The sequence below is a fragment of the Pedobacter albus genome (assembly GCF_036324255.1).
GTDB classification, from domain to species: Bacteria; Bacteroidota; Bacteroidia; order Sphingobacteriales; family Sphingobacteriaceae; genus Pedobacter; species Pedobacter albus.
On the sequence record NZ_JAZDQT010000001.1, the window covers coordinates 1,406,164 to 1,425,849 of the forward strand.

Genomic DNA, 19,686 nt, shown 5'->3' on the forward strand with positions numbered 1-19,686 from the left:
GGTTTATAGGTCGTTGATTACTTTATATTTCGGAACTAGTGATTTCATGATGAACCAGGCCAACAAATAAGCCACGGCGCAATAGGCAAACATAATGGTATAGCCAACCGTCATATTCGATTGTACCAGAGGCTTTTGAATGGCCAATAACTGATCGAACAAAGTGGGATCTACTCCTTTTACCTTTTCAGCCACCTCTTTAGGTAATTTGCTTAATTGCGTGGTTGCTATATTTACTTTATCTCCATATTTGCTCAACAATTGAAGCGAACTGATTTGGTTGATAAAGTTGGTATTGCCTAATTCTTTAAATTTGGCGAAAGATTCGGCAATGCCTTTATGGGCATAACTATCGAAAATCCAACCCCCGATTTTGGTGATGAGCACACCGCCCAAACCACCAGCCATGCCCCCAATGCCTACTACCGAACCTATGGCTCTTTTAGGAAACATATCTGAAACCGTCGTAAATATATTGGCCGACCAAGCCTGATGCGCGGAAGCACCAATACCTATTAATACTACCGGTACCCAATAAGAATAATGGCCAAAAGGCTGTGCCAATAAAACAATTAATGGAAAAATAGCAATCATCAGCATGGCTCTAATTCTTCCATCGTAAACCGCGTAACCTTTATTAATGAAGTATTTAGGAAACCAACCTCCACCAATACTGCCCACCATGGTCATACTATACAAAACTGCCAAAGGCACCCGGACATCCAGCTCATTCATTCCATATTGATCTTTCAGGTAACCTGGCAACCAGAACAGGAAAAACCACCACACGCCATCGGTCATGAATTTACCAATCACAAACGACCAGGTTTGTTTATAGCCCAGTAGTTTTAACCAAGCCACTTTTTCCTGTTTGCCGGTATCAGCCACTTGTTCTTCATCGCTGTTGATATAAGCCAATTCGGCATCGCCCAATCTTTTTTGCTTTTCCGGGCTTTCGTAGAAAATAAGCCAGAAAAACAGCCATAAGAAACCAATGGCTCCAATAATTTCGAAAGCAGTTTCCCAGCCCCAGTGCGAAGCAATCCACGGAACTGTAATCGGTGCCAAAATAGCCCCAACGTTTGCGCCCGAGTTAAAAATACCGGTTGCCAACGAACGCTCTTTTTTAGGATGATACTCGGCCGTAGCTTTAATGGCCGCCGGAAAGTTTCCTGCTTCGCCAATGGCCAAAACTGCCCTCGAAAACATAAAACCCAAAATAGAAACCGGAATGGCAGTTAAACCCAAAGTGGTTAGCAACGACGATAAGCTGCCCCCGATGGTAATGGCATAGGCATGGATAATGGCCCCGATAGACCATACAATAATGGCGATGCCGTAGCCCCATTTGGTGCCCAGTTTATCTACAAAACGACCAGCAAACAGCATGGCAATGGCATAAGTAAACTGAAAAACCGCAGCAATATCTGCATAATCGCTGTTAGACCAGCCGAATTGCTCTTCGAGGGTGGGCTTTAATAAACTCAATACCTGCCTATCGAGGTAGTTTACGGTGGTAGCAAAGAACAGCAGTGCGCAAATAGTCCACCTGTAATTGCCGATTTTAACTTGGTTCATTTGATTTGGTTTATGTTGGTTGATGGTGTTGTTATTCGTTTAAAGTTTAGTTCTTATGTCAATTCGTTGGTGTTCTTGACCAACGAAGGCTATACATTTATGGTTTTACCTTATGCCCTTGTTGGTGTTTTCACCAACAAGCCAATTGGTATTTTCTTTATAGTTGGTGAAGAACACCAACTAAAGCATGAAGAACACCAACGGTGACTATGTGTTACGGTAGCCATGCGTTTATGGTTTTACTTTATGCCCTTGTTGGTGTTTTCACCAACAAGCCAATTGGTATTTTCTTTATAGTTGGTGAAGAACACCAACTAAAGCATGAAGAACACCAACGGTGGCCACGCGTTACGGTAGCCATGCGTTTATGGTTTTACTTTATTAATGATGGCCAAAGTTTTCGTGGTCAGCGAGAACAAGGTATCGTAATCTTTATTTGCTAAAATTTGCTTGCTTACCAGCTTGCTGCCCATGCCTACGGCGCAAACGCCAGCTTTAAACCAGCTATCGATGTTGCTTTCTTCAATTTCTACCCCACCTGTTGGTACAAACAATTGCCCTTGAAACAGCTCTTTGATAGAAGAAAGGTAGCTTGGCCCTAAAATATTGGCCGGAAACAACTTGATGATCCCCGCCTGGTTTTGGTGGGCTAAATTGATTTCGGTCGGACTCATGCAACCTGGGATCCATAGTTTGTTGGCTTCGTGAACCAATCGACCCACTTCCAAATCAACTACAGGGCAAACCACAAAATCGGCATCAAGCGCTAAGAAAGTTTTTGCTTCCGCTATGTTTTTAATGGTTCCGATACCCAGAAACAAATCCTGCATTTCGGTTTGAAGCGCTTGTTTAATGAACTTGAAATTCTCCAGTGCAGCTTCTCCCCTGTTGGTATATTCGAAAACCCTTACCCCTGCACGGTAAAGGGTGCGGATAATGTCGAGGCTTAACTGGGCATCTTTATCATAAAAGAGCGGCAGCAATCCCTGCGTTTTAATGGCCTGTATAGCGGTTTCTTTGTTTTTCATGGTTACTGGAATTGATGTTGGGTTAATGTTTGTTCGATGGTTGCTACGTTCGACGTGGTGCAATCGCTGAGGATAAACAGCTTGTTAAAAGCCGCTGCCGTGGCAAAATCGACAATATGCTGTGGCTCGTTTCGGTTGTAGAAGCCGTAAATCAATCCCGCCATGTAGCAATCGCCACTGCCCACCTTGTCTAATATCTGTTCCGACCTATATTCCTTTGAAACGTACAACTTCTGATCAGTGTACAAAGTGGTATAATATTGGATGCCTTTGCCATAATCGAAGCGAAAGGTATTGGCTACCGATTGGCATGTTGGATATTGCTGTATAATTTCTTCAGAAGTTTTTTGGGCCTGAGCCAATAGGGTTTCCCGATCGGCCTCTTCTATTCCCGCTGGCAGACTAATATTGAGCATTTTATGGGCCGCCCAGATATTGCCCATAATCAAATTGGCATATTGGGCCAGTTGAGGTACCACTTCGGCTGGTTGTTTGCCATATTGCCAAAGCTTGGCACGGTAATTCAAATCAACAGAGATTTTGATGTTCCGTTCGCTGGCCGCCTTAACGGCTTCGAGGCAAACATCGGCAGCCGCTTGGCTCAGGGCCGGACAAATGGTACTGAAATGAAACCAGCTAATGCCTTCGAGCACCTCGTCCCAATTGATTGTTCCGGTTTGAAGCATGGCAAAGGCCGAATTGGCCCTATCGTAAATTACGCCTGCATTTTTAAGGTCCTTGCCTTTGGGCAGGTAATACAGTCCTATCCTATCGCCACCCTCGTAAATACGCGAAGTATCGATGTTACAACCCTGCATATAGCCTAGCAGTTGTTCTGACATGAAGTTTGCTGGCAAGGCCGTAAAATAAGCCGACGGCACCTGCCACAAGGCCAAAGCCGTAGCCACGTTAAGCTCGGCACCGCCCACATAAAACGGCAACTTGTTTTCTTTTAGCCATTCGCCATCTCCATCTGGACAGATGCGCAACAACAATTCTCCGAAGCTCAGTACCTTGCCCATATTAGAAATTAAAATAAGTTTTGGCGTTATTATAGCAGATGGCCTGAATTACTTCTCCCAACCAAGCTTTATCGTTTGGCAATTCGCCATTTTCTACATCTGTACCAAATAAATCGCATAGAATACGCCTAAAATATTCGTGGCGCGGAAACGACAAAAAGCTCCTCGAATCGGTTAACATCCCAACAAAGCGACTAAGCAAGCCCATGTTAGACAAAGCGTTCAACTGTTTGATCATTCCATCTTTTTGGTCTAAAAACCACCAGGCCGAGCCCCATTGCACTTTGCCTGCCACCGTGCCATCATTGTAATTTCCAATCATGGTAGCCATCAATTCGTTATCGGCTGGGTTGAGGTTATACAAAATGGTTTTGGCCAAAGTATTGCCCGAATCCAATTTATTGAGAAATTTAGCCAATTGTTTGCCCTGAACAAAATCGCCTATCGAATCGAAGCCAGTATCTGGCCCCAAAGAAGTGAGCAAACGGTTATTGTTATTGCGCAATGCTCCTAAATGATATTGTTGTACCCAACCTTTTTCGTGATCCCATAAAGCAAAATTGAACAACATAGCCGATTTGAACTTCAGGTTCTCTTCCATGCTTAGGCTTTGCTTGCTTCTGATTTTGGCAAAAATGGCTTTTATTTCGGCTTCGGTGTAGTCTTCGGCGTAAATCTGCTCCAAGCCGTGGTCTGAAACCGATGCGCCATTGTTGGCAAAATAATCGTGGCGTGCTTTTAGGGCCGTCAAATAGCCTTCGTAGTCGGCAATGGCTGTTCCACTGATGTCGGCCAGTTTGTCGATATAAGCGTTCAAGGCCACAAGATCGTCGGCATTCATGGCTTTATCTGGCCTAAATGCAGGCAATACCTTGATATCGCAGTTGCTGTTTTTAAGTTGTTGGTGATATTCCAACGTGTCTAACGGATCGTCGGTGGTACAGAGCGTCTTCACGTTCATCATGCGCAACAAGCCTTGCACACTGTATTCCTTGGTCTGCAATTTGGCATTACACGCGTCGTATATTTTTTTGGCATTGGCTGCCGATAGCGTTTCGTGGATGCCGAAATAACGTTGCAACTCAAGGTGTGTCCAGTGGTACAACGGGTTTCTCAAAGTATAAGGAACGGTTTCGGCCCATTTTTCAAATTTTTCGAAATCTGAAGCACCGCCAGTAATGTAATACTCGTCGATACCATTGGCACGCATAGCACGCCATTTATAGTGATCGCCATAAAGCCAAACCTGGGTAATATTCTCAAAATTCTGATCGGCAGCGATCTGATCGGGCATTAAATGGTTGTGATAATCAATTATCGGCATCTGCTTTGCAAACTCGTGGTAAAGCATTTGTGCCGTTTGGGTTTGCAATAAGAAATTATCGTCTAAAAAGTTTTTCACGTTGGGATTATTTATAGTCCATTGTCCAAAAGTCGGAGGTCAGGGGTTAATGGTTGAGGGTTAGCAGTCGATGGGTCCATGGTATATAGTCGATAGTCCATGGCATATAGTCTATCGACCATGGACCATCTGTCAATTAGCTAAACGCCACTGAAAATCGAGAATCCTCCGTCAACGCAAATCATGGCTCCGGTTACAAACTGCGAGGCATCGCTCAATAGCCAAACCAATGCGCCTTTCAGCTCATCTGGATCGCCAAAGCGTTTGAACGGTGTTTGTTTGATTACCGATTCGCCACGCGCGGTATAGCCATCGGGCGTGGTTAACAGGTTACGGTTTTGCTCGGTCAAGAAAAAACCCGGTGCCAAGGCATTCATCCTGATCTTGTCGCCATAACGATTGGCCAGTTCAACGGCAAACCATTGGGTGTAGCAATCGACAGCGGCTTTGCCCATGTTATAGCCCAACACCTTGGTTACGGCTTTTTTAGAGTTCATTGACGAGATGTTAACGATACTGCCTTTTCCTGTAGCGGCAATGGCCTGACCAAATACCTGGGTTGGGATTAAAGTACCCCAAAGGTTAAGGTCGAGCACTTTTTTCATGCCATCCATTTTCATTTCGAAAACGCTTTCTTCGGGTTGCAGCACACCATCGGGCATATTGCCACCAGCGGCGTTAACCAAACCATCAATCTTTCCGAAAGCCGCCAATACTTTTTCCCTGGCTGCAATCAGTTGGGCTTCGTCCATGGCATCGGCTATCAAAGCAATGGCTTTGCCGCCATTTTTATTGATGGCATCGGCTCTTTCGTTGGCAACGGCCTCGTTTCGGCCCAAAATACCTACCGTACCGCCTGCTTCAACAATAGCATTGACAAACGAATTGCCCAAAATACCGGTTCCTCCGGTTACGATGATTACTTTATCTTTTAAAGAAAATGATTGTTCCATTATTTAATGTCTTTTACTGCGATGGTGTCCATATCTGCATAGTCGAGGTTCTCTCCGGCCATGCCCCAAATAAAACTGTAGTTTTTAGTGCCGCTGCCTGCGTGGATGCTCCAAGTTGGCGATAAAACGGCCTCGTGGTTAGCCACGATAATGTGACGGGTTTCCTGAGGTTCGCCCATGTAGTGGAAAACGCGGTGGTCGTCGTCAACATCGAAATAGAAATACACTTCCATCCTGCGGTCGTGCGTATGTGGCGGAATGGTATTCCAGATGCTTCCGGTAGAAAGAATGGTCAACCCCATTACCAATTGACAGCTTTGGATGCCATCTTTGTGAATATAGCGCATGATCGTGCGCTCGTTTGCCGTTTCTACCGCACCTAGTTTTGCCGAAAACACTTCTTTGTTTTGTACATAAGTAGTTGGGTAAGCTGCGTGTGCCGGTGCCGACAAAATGTAAAACACAGCCGGATGACTGGCGTCTTTGCTGGCAAAGCTGACTTCTTTTACGCCTTTGCCCAGGTACAAACCATCGAGCTTAGCCATGTTGTAGGTTTGGCCATCGGCGGTAACGGTTCCTTCGCCACCAACGTTAATGATACCCATTTCGCGTCTTTCTAAAAAGAACTCGGCGCGCAAAATATCATAATTGCCCAAGGCTACGGTCTGCTTTTCAGGCGTAATTAAACCGGTAACCATCCTATCGTAATGCGAATACACAAAATTCGCCTTATCTCTTTCTTTTAATCCATCCAGCAAAAAACGTTCTCTGATCTTGTCGGTCTGATAGGTTTTGAAATCGTCTGAATGTACAGCTTGTATAATTTTCATCAGTAAATATTTATTAAATTCTGTTATAAAGATACCCCTCTTTTCCAAGGTATAAAATCATCTTGGTTCAGCAAAACGGCTTTGGGAGTTATTTCTCCACTGGCCGCCTTGATGCAATAGGCTAAAATATCTTCGCCCATTTGTTCGATGGTCTTTTCGCCTTCTATAACCGGACCGGTATTGATATCGATGATATCGCCCATGCGCTTAGTAAGGGCATTGTTGGTAGCCACTTTAATAACCGGACAAACCGGATTGCCTGTTGGCGTACCCAATCCGGTGGTAAACAAAATGAGGGTTGCCCCTGATGCAGCTTTGCCGGTAGTGGCTTCTACATCGTTTCCGGGGGTGCAAACCAAGTTTAAGCCGGGTTTTGTAGCTGGCTCGGTATAATCTAGCACATCTTCAATTGGCGATGTACCGCCTTTTTTGGCTGCGCCGTTGCTTTTGATGGCATCGGTAATGAGGCCATCTTTGATATTGCCCGGCGAAGGGTTCATGTGAAAGCCCGAGCCTGCATTTTCTGCGGCCTGACTATAGGCGCTCATCAGCCTGATAAATTTCTTGGCTGCCGCTTCGTCTTTGGTACGGTCGATCATATTCTGCTCGGCCCCGCATAACTCTGGAAACTCGGCCAATAACACGGTAGCGCCCAAGGCTACCAGCAAATCAGAGCAATAGCCTACGGCTGGATTAGCCGAAATACCGCTAAAGCCATCGCTGCCACCACACTTAACGCCTACATTGAGTTGGCTTAATGGCGCAGGTGCGCGTTCTATCTTGTTGGCTTCAATCAGCCCTACAAAAGTTTGCTTAATGGCTTCGGCAATCATATTTTCTTCGCTTTGCGATTGCTGCTGCTCAAAAATGTACAATGGTTTATCGAAATTTGGATTTCTGGCTTTCAAATCGGCTAGGAAATCGGGCACCTGCAGGTTTTGACAACCCAAGCTCAACACAGTTACGCCAGCCACGTTGGGATGATCAGCATAGGCGGCCAACAACTTGCTCAATACGGCTGCATCTTGTCTAATGCCTCCACAGCCACCTTGATGGTTTAAAAATTTAATGCCATCAATATTTTTGAACAAACGATTATGCTGGGCACCCTCGAAACTTAATGGTGCCTGCAATGAGGCAATGTCTTGTCCGTTTTGATAAGCTTGCACCAAGTGATGGGCATAGCTTTTGTATTTGGCGGTTACCGCATAGCCCAATTCGTTGTGCAAAGCCTCGCGAATTACATCCAGGTTACGGTTTTCGCAAAATACCGTTGGAATGAACAGCCAGTAATTGGCCGTTCCTACCTTGCCGTCGGTGCGGTGGTAGCCCATAAAGGTACGATCCTTAAACTTGCTTACATCGGGTGCCTGCCATTGGTAATGGTAAGGGCGATATTCGTAGGGCGCAGCGGCATGTTTCAGGTTATCGGTAGTCATCAGTGTACCCGCTTTTAAGGGGTACTGGATTTTACCTACCAATGTACCGTACATCAGCACCTCGTCGCCGGTGGCCATATCGTGGGTATAAAACTTATGCTTAGCCGGAATATCATTTTGCAGTTCGTAAGCTTCGCCTTGGTAGTTTACGGTTTGACCGGCTTTTAAATCGCTTAAAGCTACGAGCACATTATCTTTGGGGTGGATTTTTAAAACCAACTGTTTCATGCTTAAAATGAGTTTAGTTTCAATGGGGTCAATTCGGCCAAGGCTACCTCAATTCCTTCTTGGGCAATCAATTCATATTTGAGGCCTACTGCTTCTACAAAACCTGGCAAGTGATGCAATGCCGTTCCCCAAAAATGGGTATCGTTCAATACGTCTTTTACGTAAGTATGGGCTTCTTTTTTCGATTGTTCGGCAAAATAGGCTGCGCTATCGTCGGTGATGAGGTATGAAGCATGATTAAACAAGCCATAAAACTGTCCGTTTTCCTGTTTATCAACCTGCATAAAGCGCAAATAGGCCGCAAAACCCAAGGCCATATATTCAGGTACTTTGTTAAATAACCGATAGTAGTTGAGCAAGAGCGGCAAGATGCGGATCTTCATCTTCATGCTATACTGAAAGGTAATATTAAGCCATAAATGTTTGATAGCCGGATTGGCAAAACGGTCTTTTACGCTGTTGGCAAAGGCCGAAGTCTGTGCTTCGCTTACGGCATACGGAATGGCCGGGCTAATTTCGCTCGCCATGACTTCTTCGATATAGCTTTTGAGCAATTCGTTGTCCATGCCATGCTTTACGGTATCGATACCTGACAAAAATGCGATGCCGGAGCTTAACGTATGGGTACCGTTGAGCAGGCGTACTTTAAGCTCGCGATAGATTTCGATATCGTTGGCTATGATCAAGCCAGCATCCACCTGGGCAAATGCAAGAGTTCTCGCCACTTTTTCATCGCCTTCTATGGCCCACAGGCGATAAGGCTCGGCCATGGTCAGCAAATGATCGGTGTAGCCCAACTCGGCCTGTAAGTTGGCCAAAGTTGAGGCATCGGGTTTGCCCGGCACTATACGATCGACCAACGAATTACAAAAAGTATTTTCGGTGTGCAACCAATTGATAAAATCGTCGCTCAAAGTGTTAAAATTAGCCAATTCGAGCACGATTTGTTTGAGTTTGGCTCCATTATCGGGAATAAGTTCGGTGGCAATGATGATCAATCCGCTGTCTTCAGCTCCGCCAAAGGCTTTAAATCGTTCGTACAAAACGGCTAACACCTTGGCCGGAAAAGAAACCGGAGGATGCTGGTCAATGCTTTCGTTAACCAGCTGTATGCCTATTTCGGTGGTATTGGAAACTATGATTTTTAAGGCTTCCGATTGCGCAATATCCAAAACAGCCTGCCAATCTTCTGTTGCCGAAATAACCCTGCTGATGGCCGAAGAAACGATATTTTCTGTTACGGGCTGACCGTTTTCCACGCCACGCACACAAAGCGTGTACAAGGAATCCTGCTGGTCGAATTCGGTAGTTGCACCCGAAGTTGACTTAACCACGGCTACTCTTCCGTTAAATATACCTTGACGGTTTGCTTTATCTATAAAATAATCTGGCAGGCCACGCAACAATACGCCGGTACCAAATTGAAGCACCTTTTCTGGGAGCTCAAAAATTTGCACATCGGGCAAAGTAAGTTTCGAAGCCGACAGGGCATTCAGATTTTCTCGAGATAAAATCATTTTTAGAGTATGCTGTTCAATTTTATGTTTCGCCAACAAAGAATCCATCGGTCTTTACGGCATTTGGTTAAAGCAATTCTACATAATTATTGCTAGGAAAAACGGGTTTTTGGCGCAAATATTTGCGCAATCGTTCCCGAGAACCTTGCCGTAAAAGGCACGTGTTTTAAAGATGAACCTGCACTTTTTCCGGGCCTATCCATTGCACCAGCTGAGGCAGGTCGTAATAGCTTAATACATTGGGGATAACCAGTCCATAGCGGTCTTTAGCCAAAGGTTCGTGTAAGAACTGTTCATAAGCCGGCGGGGCTTGATCAAGATTAAGCTTCGTTAGTTGAGGCACCAGCATGGCCACGTGCAAAGCTACTGGAACCAGCTGGCCAACGGCATTGATTTCGATGCTTGCGTCTTTCAGGTTGGCATCGTTTTTAATCATGGCAATGAGGTTGAGTACGTCTGTAGTACGCTGACCAATTAGAGGTTGGCCAATGTGCAAGGCCAACAGGGCGTTGCGGTATTCGCGGTTAAAGTATTTGGGGTCGTTGAGTTCGGCTTTGTCGGTCGTTTCGCCCATACCACGTACATCGGCCAAAATCAGGGCTACATCAGCCTCAACATTAGCTTGAAGGTTCGCAAGGCTATCGGCGAGCTTGTTTTTTCCTTGATCGCTTAGCCAAATCACTACTTTTTTGGCCTTTTGGACTGGATAATGCACCAACAAGGGCATGGGCAATTGGTTAGCTTGGCGTAGTATTATTTTTTCGAATTCCAAGCTACCTGCTTTTACCTTGCCTTTTTGTTCTAACGAGATCGTTGCGGTTACTGATTTCAACCCCAATAAATCGCTGATTTTTGCTTTTTTTTCGGCCAGGGGCAACTGCGCAAAAGCTGTTCTCGATTGCTGTTGCTGTTCGAATATTTTCAGGTTTTGTGCCACGATATTGGTTTCGTTCGGATAGCTTAAGCTTACCTTGCCTTTGGCTGTTGCCCATAGTTCCTGCTCGCTTAAAGTTGGCCAATCTTCTTCTTTAACTGGTTTGGCATCGTTATAAAACCATTGGCGAAACCATTGTACGGCCCGTTCGCGCTTGGGTTTGGAAATGCCATGTCCATCGTCGAAAGTAAAGAGCGAAAGCTTTGCAGAGGCACCCAAACGCCGGTAAACTTTTTCGAGATCGGTGAAAGACTGCAACACGCCTCCATAATCGATAAAATCATAGCGACCGGCCAGCACCAGTATGGGCTTTGGTGCCGCAGCGATGAGGTAATCGGCCATCTCTAGGCCTAGCAATCCTTCGTTTGGGATTTGTGCACAGCCATCGGCCGCGCCCGTAGTTTCGAAAGTGTGTGCCCTACTGGCCAAATAGCTACAAGGTACGATTACTTTTACTCGCTCGTCAAAAGCAGCAAAATAAATGGTTTGCATGCCTCCGCCACTGTTTCCGGCACAGCCTATCTTGTTCGCATCTACCTCTGGCCTGCTGCACAAATAATCCATTGCCCGAAAGTTGTCCAAAAGCTCGTAGGCAGCCACCGAGCTACCCAACAGGTTGCTCGAAAGATTAAGCAAAGTATGTTCGGTAGTGGAACCACGGGTAAGCGCCTTTCCTTGTTCGTCAACCAACTGAACGCGTTCGCTTTGCGAAATGGGATCGACCACGAATACCACAAAGCCGTTTTTGGCGAGCAGGATAGCTGTTTTTTGATAGGATTCTGTGGCCTTAGCTGCATCTTCATGTCCACAAAAAAGCAAAACCGCTGGAAATTTGCCTTTGCCATCGGGCACATAAAGATTACTGGTTACGTGATGGTTTTCGAAACTTTGGTAAACGATTTTTTCGATCCGATAACCGTCTTGCTGAATGGTTCCGTTGATTTGGGCTTGCAGGTTGGCCTTTGATGGCAACTGCCCCAGCAAATGCCTGAACTTGTTTCTGACCGATTGGATATAAGCCTGCGTACCCGCCTGAGTTTGGAGGGCGTTGTTCAGTTTAGATTGACGGGCCTGGTATTGCAAATCCATTTGCTGCACCAAGTAGGTATGGAGGCTCACATCGGTTTTCCAATCGAGTACATTGAACTGCTTTTGCGAATAGCATGAATACACAATAAACTGTAAACCAATAAATAATATAGCTCTATTTAAAGTTTTCATTACCGATGGTCTATCGTTTTCAGTTGGCAGTTTTTAGTTGGCAGTTGGCAAAAGACTAATGAACCAATGAACTCATGAACCAATAAACTAAGGATTAGCCTTTTGCCATTTCGGATACTCTTTGGTTAGGAGGTTAACCGGCCAAGCGCCATACCAGCCATAACCGTTTCTGCGTTCGAAGCTGATATCGGCCACATTGGTTTTGATCGAGTTGTCGCGATCGCCGAAAATAGGCTGATTGGTATCGAAATCGTAGAAACGTGCCCAAATCACTGAATTTTGATCGGCAATTAAGCCTTTGTCCTTTCCATCTGGCAATTTATCAAAGCGAAAGCCTTTAATCTGATTAGCCTCGAACCAACTCACCGCATTTTGAATAGCCGATTTTACGGCTGGCGAAGGATTTTTTAAGCGCATCAAAAAGCGAATGATGCCCACCGATTCGGAAGTGCTGAGCGAAGCCGGTTCGAAGTTTCTGGCCTTGGCTGGCTTTAAACTGTTCTGATCGTACTGCGCGGCCCAAATACCTGGTTTTCCCTTTTGCAGTACTTGGGTTTTTAAAATGCAATCCACTCCTTTTTTCACGGCCTCCGTTGCCTTGGCTACATAAGCTTTATCAACTACATCAAAATCATCACTTTGCGTGGCTATGTTCAACATAATGTTCAGCACATTGACCATGGCATCATCATTATAAGTGATTTCTGCACGATAAAGGCTTTTGTCCGGGTAATATTGAGGCCATCCCCCATTGGCATATTGTGCTTTTAAAAGGTAATCCAACCCCTTTTCAACCGCCTTTAGGTAAGCCTGGTTACGCGTTGACTGATATGCTTTTACCAAATAATTGATTTCCCTGCTGGTTGCCTTGTTATCGATTGTGGCGTGCAGGTAAGTTGTGGCTTTGATTTTGGCCATCAAAGCCTCATCTATCGGCGTTTCGTATTTTACCACGCTCTTATCTTCCAGTTGCTTTGGCCAGCCGCCATTGCTCAATTGATAAACGAGCATTTTTTCGGCCGTAGCATCAGTTTGTGCAGGTGCTACATTGGTGTTTTGTGCCACTGCACAAGCCGACAGGCTTAGGCAAACCAGCGTAAAAAATATTTGGTTCAGTGTTTTCATTATTTTTTGATTGCATTCACCTGTTTGGCCAACCAGTTGACCAATTCGGCTCCCGCTTTTAAATTCTCATAGCTTGCCGGCAATTTTCTGCCATCTACATATTCGTTGTACAACCAAGGATCGCCAATAACATAAACCACGCCTTTACCATATTTGGTTACCGACATTACATCGTCGCCGTCTTTGTCTTTTAAGATAGATTGTGCAGGTGTGCTTAGTTTTAGGCTACTGTATTCCTTGATAAAGAGGTTGCTCGATTTTTTAAAGATTTCATTGCCAGCCGGAACGGTAACTTTTCCCGTTTCGAAATTGGAAGCTACCGGAACCGTGCCTTTGGTATCGCCATTGAAATGCACACCAAATTTGCCTGCCAATTCGTTAAAATGGGTCAATTCTACATTGGGTGCATCGTTGCCCATCAGTACCAATACGCCACCGGCTTTTACCCATTCGGTAATATTGCTGATTGCAACCGCGTCGATAAAGTTAGGCTTAGGGTTTTCTTTCTCAAAATCAGGATCTACGATGATGTAAACTGAAGCTTCTTTTAAATTGGCCGCAGTTGGCGTCTGATACAGTGTCTTGGTTTTGAAACCAGCCAGGTTAAATTGGGTTGCCCAGAACGAAAAACCGCCGTTCGATTGCTCATCCCATTTGTAATGCCACGAAACCACGTTGTTGCTTTGGTCGGTACGGGTTTCGCTGTTGAAATACGAATCGAGCAATACAGTTTTGCCCGACACCAATTTTGGCGCAGCAGCCATTTCCATTTCATTTGCAGCCAACAAGAAAGCACCTACGCCTTTCGGGTCGTTGGTTATTACTTTTTCGCTCAGGTAGTAAGCATAGCTGCCATCGCGGTAAGGCTTGCCACCCAAACCCGATACGCTTACCGTACCTTTGAGGTTGATTTTTCCGGCACCAGCCTGTTCTACAAATTCTTTTTGGATGCCTTTGTAGCCTTTATCGGCCATGGCAAAATAGCTGGCAGGCAGATAGCCACTGCGTACGGCTTTGGCCAAGATATAAACAAACATGCTCGATGCCGAAGCTTCGTGGTAATTGCCTTTGCCTTGTGGCTGGTCTAAAATATCGTACCACAAACCCGATTTGGGATCTTGCGTTTTTTGTACTGCCACTGCATAACGGGCCAAAACAGCCAACAGCTCTTTGCGTTTAGGGTTGTCTTGCGGAAAATAATCCAATACGTCTACCAGCGCCATGCCGTACCAACCCATGGCCCTACCCCAAAAGTTGGGCGATTTGCCCGTGGTTTTATTGGCCCACTGTTCAGTTTTCGATTCGTCCCAGCCGTGGTACAACAAACCGGTTTTGGCATCTCGGGCGTTTTTCTCCATCCAAATAAATTGGTTGGCAATGTCGTCAAAGGCTTTTTGGTTGCCTATTAACGCCGCATATTCGGCATAAAACGGTTCGCCCATGTAGAGGCCATCGAGCCACATTTGGTTGGGGTAGATTTTTTTATGCCAAAAACCGCCCTCTTTGGTCCGTGGCTGCTGCTGCAACTGATCCCACAGCAAAGTGGCTGCCTTAAAGTATTTGCTTTGTCCGGTTACCTTGTACAAAGTAAGCAACGACCGGCCATTTTTGACATTATCGATGTTGTAATCAGCTTGCTTGTAGCGATTAATGCTGCCATCTTTGGTGACAAAAAAATCCATGCTTTTTTGCATGTACTTGAAATATTCGTTGTCGGCAGTCCTTTTCCAAATTCCGTCAATGCCTTCTAAAATCACGCCTTGATCGTACGCCCATTTTACGGGTTTAGGATTGGCGGGATCGAGGTTCAGTGAATCTTTCCAAATTTCCATGACGGTGGCCGCCATTTGTTGCGACAAAGGCTGGGTTTGGGCATTGGCCTGAAAAGTTAGACCTGCGAAGGCGGTTAATGCGAAATACTTTAAAAAAGACTGTTTCTTCATTTTACTTGTTGATTTGCAATGACTTTTCTGTCGCGCCTGCCACGAATTCGGATTTTTGCTGTGCTTTACCGCTGTCTAAACCCGAACTTACAATGGCACTGTTGCGATCGCCGCTGATGCGGAAAAGCAACTGGGCAGAATTGTAATTGATGTTTTTAAGGTTGATGTTATTTCCGTTTTGTATATTGATTAAGGGATTGGCCTGGGCCACCACTAAATTTACGCGATTTAGGCTGATGTTTTTGGCTTCCTGCAAATCGATGCCTTCTTTGGCCTTGATGTTCAGGTTATCTAAAGTGATATCGCTGATGCTCAATTCGGGCAGGCCCCTTACAAAAATGGCTTTAGCCGCACCGTCGCATACCACATCGCTGATGTGAAAGTCCCTGAACACCGGCGTTTCTTCGGTAACCGGCAACAGCTGCACTTTTGGGGCATCTCTTTTCTCGCCACTTAAAGGAACAGGATCTACCGCGGCATAATACATATCAAACAAAATGGCTTCGCCGATAATGTCTTTCATGTTGATGTTTTTGACAAATATTTTTTCTACCACGCCTCCCCTGCCTCTGGTTGTTTTAAAGCGCAGGCCAATATCTGTACCTATAAACGAACAATCGTAAACAAAAATATTTTTGGCTCCGCCCGACATTTCGCTGCCGATAACAAAGCCCCCATGGGCATGATAAACGGTACTGTTGCGAATGATGACGTTCTCGGTAGGCATGCCTCGTTTTCTGCCCGCCGCATCGCGACCAGATTTAATGCAGATGCCATCGTCGCCTACATCAAAGGTACTGCCTTCTATCAATACGTTTTTGCACGATTCGATGTCTATGCCATCGCCATTTTGGGCGTACCAAGGATTTTTGGCGTAAACGTTTCTCACGGTCAGGTCTTCGCACATCAAAGGATGCAGGTTCCAGGCCGGCGAATTCTGAAAAGTAACGCCCTCGAGCAGAACTCTCTTGCAGGAAGTTAAAACCAAGAGGTTTGGCCTTAAAAAATCTTTGATCGACTGGTAGAATTCTGGGGTTTTATCGGGTGTAATTTCTCCCGGATTTTTAAGTTTCGATCCTTTTAGGGTCTTTTCCGATGGATACCAAGTTTTTTTATCGTCGCTAACCAAACCACCTGAGGCCACCAGGTTTTTCCATTGGCTTTCGGTGAGCTTGTCTTTTTTCACCATACGCCAGGCATCGCCGGCACCATCGATGATTCCATAGCCGGTAATGGCAATATTTTGTTGGTTGGTGGCCCAAATTGGCGATTGATTACGCATTTGAGGCAAGCCTTCCCAATTGCTGGCTACCAAGGGGTATTGGTCAAAATCGCTGGTAAACTGCAGAATGGCATTTTTTTGCAGGTGCAGGTTTACATTGCTTTTCAACTCGATAGGCCCACTAAGCCACATTCCTTTCGGGATGAGTACCACACCGCCGCCTTTTTGACTACAAGCTACAATGGCCTCGTTAATGCTTTTGGTATTGAGGGTCAAGCCATCGCTTTTGGCTCCAAATTTTACGATGTTAAAGGTATCGGCCTTGAAAGAGGTTTTGGCTACCGAAGGCAGGTTGGCAAATGAGTAAGCCGTCTTGGCATTCGACTGTGCGTTTGCCAAGCCAGGTGCAAGGGCCAAAAAGGCCAAGAATGCAACTGTGCTTTTTTTCATTTTTGCCATACGGTTTACTTTGGTTTTAGGCTTTGTCATAACAAGTCTACTGAGTTTTAAAGAGGAATAAAATAAATTCTGTGAAAATAACTGCGCAATCGTTACCGTTGGGGTTAGTATTGGGTAATGCGTATTGGGTAGGGCGTAATGTGTATTGAGTTTTGACATTTCTTAATTTATTCTGAACCAATCGAAATCGGCATAGCCCGAATCGTTGGTTTGCTGGTCGCGCACACAGAACAGCCCTACCTTGGCTCCGATCCATTTGCCAGGCTCGGCCTGAAAGACCTCGCCAACATTCGTAAAGTTATTGCCATCTAAACTATAGCTAAACTGGCATTTGGCGCCTGTGCTTACCTTTACCCGCAGGTACACATTTGGGGCTTCTATCTTTTGGATGAGCTGTTCGTTTTCCGCCTTTCCTTTCTCGGCATTCTTACAAGTTGCATAAGTTAAATAAATACCGTCTTTTTTACGTTTGAGGGCAATATTGGCATAGCTCAAGCCCATCACGATCAATCCGGTTTTTTCGTTTTCGAGTTTGGGATTTGGACTGAAGCTCAGTTTAGTGGTTGCCGTAAATTGCTCGGTCGGGAATTTTTGCAACAAGAGGTTAGGTACCTCCCAATAGTTTTTGGCACTATCGGGCATTTTGGCCGAGTATAGCCTTAAACTTCCTTTGGCCAGATTTAAAAAAGACCAGGTGGCCAAGGGGTTGGCCTGCCACTGCCACTGCAAGCCCAAGGGGTTGCTGTTAAATTCGTCGCTTGCTGCTGGTGTGACTTTAGGATAGCTTTTGCCTACATTGGGCTTTTTATAGGTTAAAACAGGCTCGCCTTTGCCATCGCCATCGGCATCATGGCCAATGACCGGCCAATCGTTCACCCACTTCATCGGTTGTAGGTGCACTACCCTGCCATAGGCTTCCTTGTCCTGAAAATGCAGGAACCAATCTTCGCCACTGGGCGTATCCACCCAGGCGCCTTGGTGCGGCCCATTGACGGACGATTTGCCCTGATCCATCACTACCTTACGCTCGTAAGGGCCGTAGATGTTTTTAGAGCGCAACACCAATTGCCAGCCGGTAGCCACTCCTCCAGCCGGTGCAAAAATGTAATAATAGCCTTTGCGTTTATAAAATTTGGGACCTTCGAGGGTGGGGTCTAATTCGTGTCCATCGTATACCAATTTACCTTCGTCGATGGTTTGCGTACCGGCCGCATTCATTTGCTTCACCACAATGATGCTTTTGATGCCCGCGCGACTTCCGGCATAGGCGTGTACGAGATAGGCTTTGCCGTCTTCATCCCACAGGGGACAGGGATCGATCAAACCCTTACCTGCTTCGACCATCATGGGCGCCGACCATGGCCCAGCCGGATTTTTAGCCTTGACGAGGTAAATGCCAAAATCAGGGTCTGGATAATAAAGGTAAAATTCGCCGTTGTGGTAACGGATGGCGGGTGCCCAAACACCGTTGCCGTGTTGCGTTTTGGCAAAATGTTCGAAAGGTGGTTGTCTTTTGAGCGCATGGCCAATGATGGTCCAGTTGACCAAGTCCTTAGAATGCAGAATGGGCAAACCAGGAACGGCATCGAAACTGGAAGAAACCATGTAAAAATCGTCCCCTACCCGAATGGCATCCGGATCGGAGTAATCGGCATCGAGCACCGGATTTTTATAAGTTCCATTACCCAAATCGGCCACCCAAACCTTAGAAAGTTCTTGTTTTTGGGCATTAACGGAAAGAGAAAGCGCGAGGAAGGAGAAAAGGAAGAATGATTTCATGTGGTTGTTATTTCAATGGATTCCAAGTGCTAGAACCTGCAAAAATATTTTTTAGGGTATATAGTTTGGCTTCGCTTTTGCTCAGCTGCTTAGACCAGTTAACCCGACTTTCTTTAACAAAACCAGGCCCATAAGAGCCATATTCGGCATAAAAAGTGGTTTTATGATTTTCGTTGTTGTTCCATACATGCCAACCTTCGGGCATAATATGTGCGCCCATTTCGGTGTTGATGAAAACCGTTTTGGCATAAGGGCGCCACGGACGGCCTAAATACACCTTTTGAAAGGCCGGGTCGGCGGTAAGCTTACAATCGATAAATACAAAGCCAAAGGGCTGTGCCTGCGTAGTTGAGGCTGCCGTGATGTACGAATTCTTTTTGCTGTGGATATGACAACGTTCAAAAACTACGGTTGCTGCGCCAAAGATAAAATCGGTAGTGCCTTCGATGTAGCAGTCTACGTAATATTGCCGGCTACTATCGGCCGAGGGAAACAGCGTATCCTGATTGCCAAGGATGTTACAGTTTTTGATGACCACCCGATCGGCTTCTACATGCAAAGCTACGGCCTGCCCCACTGGGCCTGCCGAATTTTGAAAAGTGAGGTTTTCGGCCCTGAAATCGTTGCCCTGTACCAGAACCGTATGCGAGGTGTAGGTATTGATGTTGCCTTTGCCCGAATAATCGTCGAAAGTGATGATGGTTTTGGCTTTGTCTTGACCAATGAGCGTAATCTTCGATTTTTGCGAGGGAATAACCAGTTTCTCTTGGTAAGTTCCGTTTTTGATATAAATGGGCACCTGCACTTCCGACAAATCGCGCACGGCATTTACCGCCTCCTGAATGGTTTTGTAATCGCCACTGCCATCCTGTGCCACGGTTAAAGACTTGGGATAATTTGGGGCATTAACCGAGAGCGTAACGAGGAAAAATAATGTTGTGGCTAGTAATTTCATATCAGTTTTCAGTTGGCAATTTGCAGTTGGCAGTTCTCAATTGGCAGTTTG

The 19,686-nt window shown here is 45.6% G+C and carries 14 protein-coding genes; all 14 read right to left on the minus strand.

What is annotated here, in order from left to right; all coding sequences use genetic code 11:
* Positions 1-3: 3 nt before the first annotated feature.
* Positions 4-1,578 carry an MFS transporter gene (locus VRU48_RS05960; RefSeq protein WP_330107008.1) on the minus strand — a complete coding sequence of 525 codons (1,575 nt, stop codon included), beginning with the start codon at positions 1,576-1,578 and terminating at the stop codon, positions 4-6.
* A 365-nt stretch (positions 1,579-1,943) separates the two neighbouring features.
* Positions 1,944-2,606 carry a beta/alpha barrel domain-containing protein gene (locus tag VRU48_RS05965; RefSeq protein ID WP_330107009.1) on the minus strand — a complete coding sequence of 221 codons (663 nt, stop codon included), beginning with the start codon at positions 2,604-2,606 and terminating at the stop codon, positions 1,944-1,946.
* Between the two features lie 2 nt (positions 2,607-2,608).
* On the minus strand, positions 2,609-3,628 hold the full coding sequence (locus tag VRU48_RS05970) for a sugar kinase (RefSeq protein WP_330107010.1): 1,020 nt from the start codon (positions 3,626-3,628) through the stop codon (positions 2,609-2,611).
* Between the two features lies 1 nt (position 3,629).
* Complete coding sequence (uxaC, locus tag VRU48_RS05975) at positions 3,630-5,030, minus strand: glucuronate isomerase (protein ID WP_330107011.1); 1,401 nt, start codon at positions 5,028-5,030, stop codon at positions 3,630-3,632.
* Between the two features lie 140 nt (positions 5,031-5,170).
* Positions 5,171-5,983, minus strand: a complete 813-nt coding sequence (locus VRU48_RS05980) for an SDR family oxidoreductase (protein WP_199138964.1) — start codon at positions 5,981-5,983, stop codon at positions 5,171-5,173.
* A complete protein-coding gene (gene kduI, locus VRU48_RS05985; RefSeq protein WP_330107012.1) occupies positions 5,983-6,813 on the minus strand; it encodes a 5-dehydro-4-deoxy-D-glucuronate isomerase in 831 nt (276 codons plus the stop codon). Before kduI ends, VRU48_RS05980 begins: the two co-directional genes overlap by 1 nt.
* A gap of 23 nt (positions 6,814-6,836) precedes the next feature.
* Positions 6,837-8,480 carry a UxaA family hydrolase gene (locus VRU48_RS05990; RefSeq protein WP_330107013.1) on the minus strand — a complete coding sequence of 548 codons (1,644 nt, stop codon included), beginning with the start codon at positions 8,478-8,480 and terminating at the stop codon, positions 6,837-6,839.
* Positions 8,481-8,482: 2 nt separating this feature from the next.
* Positions 8,483-9,997 carry a tagaturonate reductase gene (locus VRU48_RS05995; protein ID WP_330107014.1) on the minus strand — a complete coding sequence of 505 codons (1,515 nt, stop codon included), beginning with the start codon at positions 9,995-9,997 and terminating at the stop codon, positions 8,483-8,485.
* A gap of 166 nt (positions 9,998-10,163) precedes the next feature.
* Positions 10,164-12,152, minus strand: coding sequence for an alpha/beta hydrolase family protein (locus VRU48_RS06000; protein WP_330107015.1), 1,989 nt, complete (start codon positions 12,150-12,152; stop codon positions 10,164-10,166).
* 87 nt (positions 12,153-12,239) lie between these two features.
* Positions 12,240-13,277 carry a pectate lyase gene (gene pelA / locus VRU48_RS06005; protein ID WP_330107016.1) on the minus strand — a complete coding sequence of 346 codons (1,038 nt, stop codon included), beginning with the start codon at positions 13,275-13,277 and terminating at the stop codon, positions 12,240-12,242.
* Entirely contained in the window at positions 13,277-15,220 is a 1,944-nt protein-coding gene (locus VRU48_RS06010) for a glycoside hydrolase family 88 protein (protein ID WP_330107017.1), read from the minus strand. The genes pelA and VRU48_RS06010 overlap by 1 nt, the downstream gene beginning before the upstream one ends.
* A 1-nt stretch (position 15,221) precedes the next feature.
* On the minus strand, positions 15,222-16,892 hold the full coding sequence (locus VRU48_RS06015; RefSeq protein ID WP_330107018.1) for a glycoside hydrolase family 28 protein: 1,671 nt from the start codon (positions 16,890-16,892) through the stop codon (positions 15,222-15,224).
* A gap of 171 nt (positions 16,893-17,063) precedes the next feature.
* Positions 17,064-18,680, minus strand: a complete 1,617-nt coding sequence (locus VRU48_RS06020; protein ID WP_330107019.1) for a glycoside hydrolase family 43 protein — start codon at positions 18,678-18,680, stop codon at positions 17,064-17,066.
* Positions 18,681-18,687: 7 nt separating this feature from the next.
* Positions 18,688-19,635 (minus strand): pectinesterase family protein, encoded by a 948-nt coding sequence (locus tag VRU48_RS06025; protein ID WP_330107020.1) that lies wholly within the window; start codon positions 19,633-19,635, stop codon positions 18,688-18,690.
* Positions 19,636-19,686: the final 51 nt, after the last annotated feature.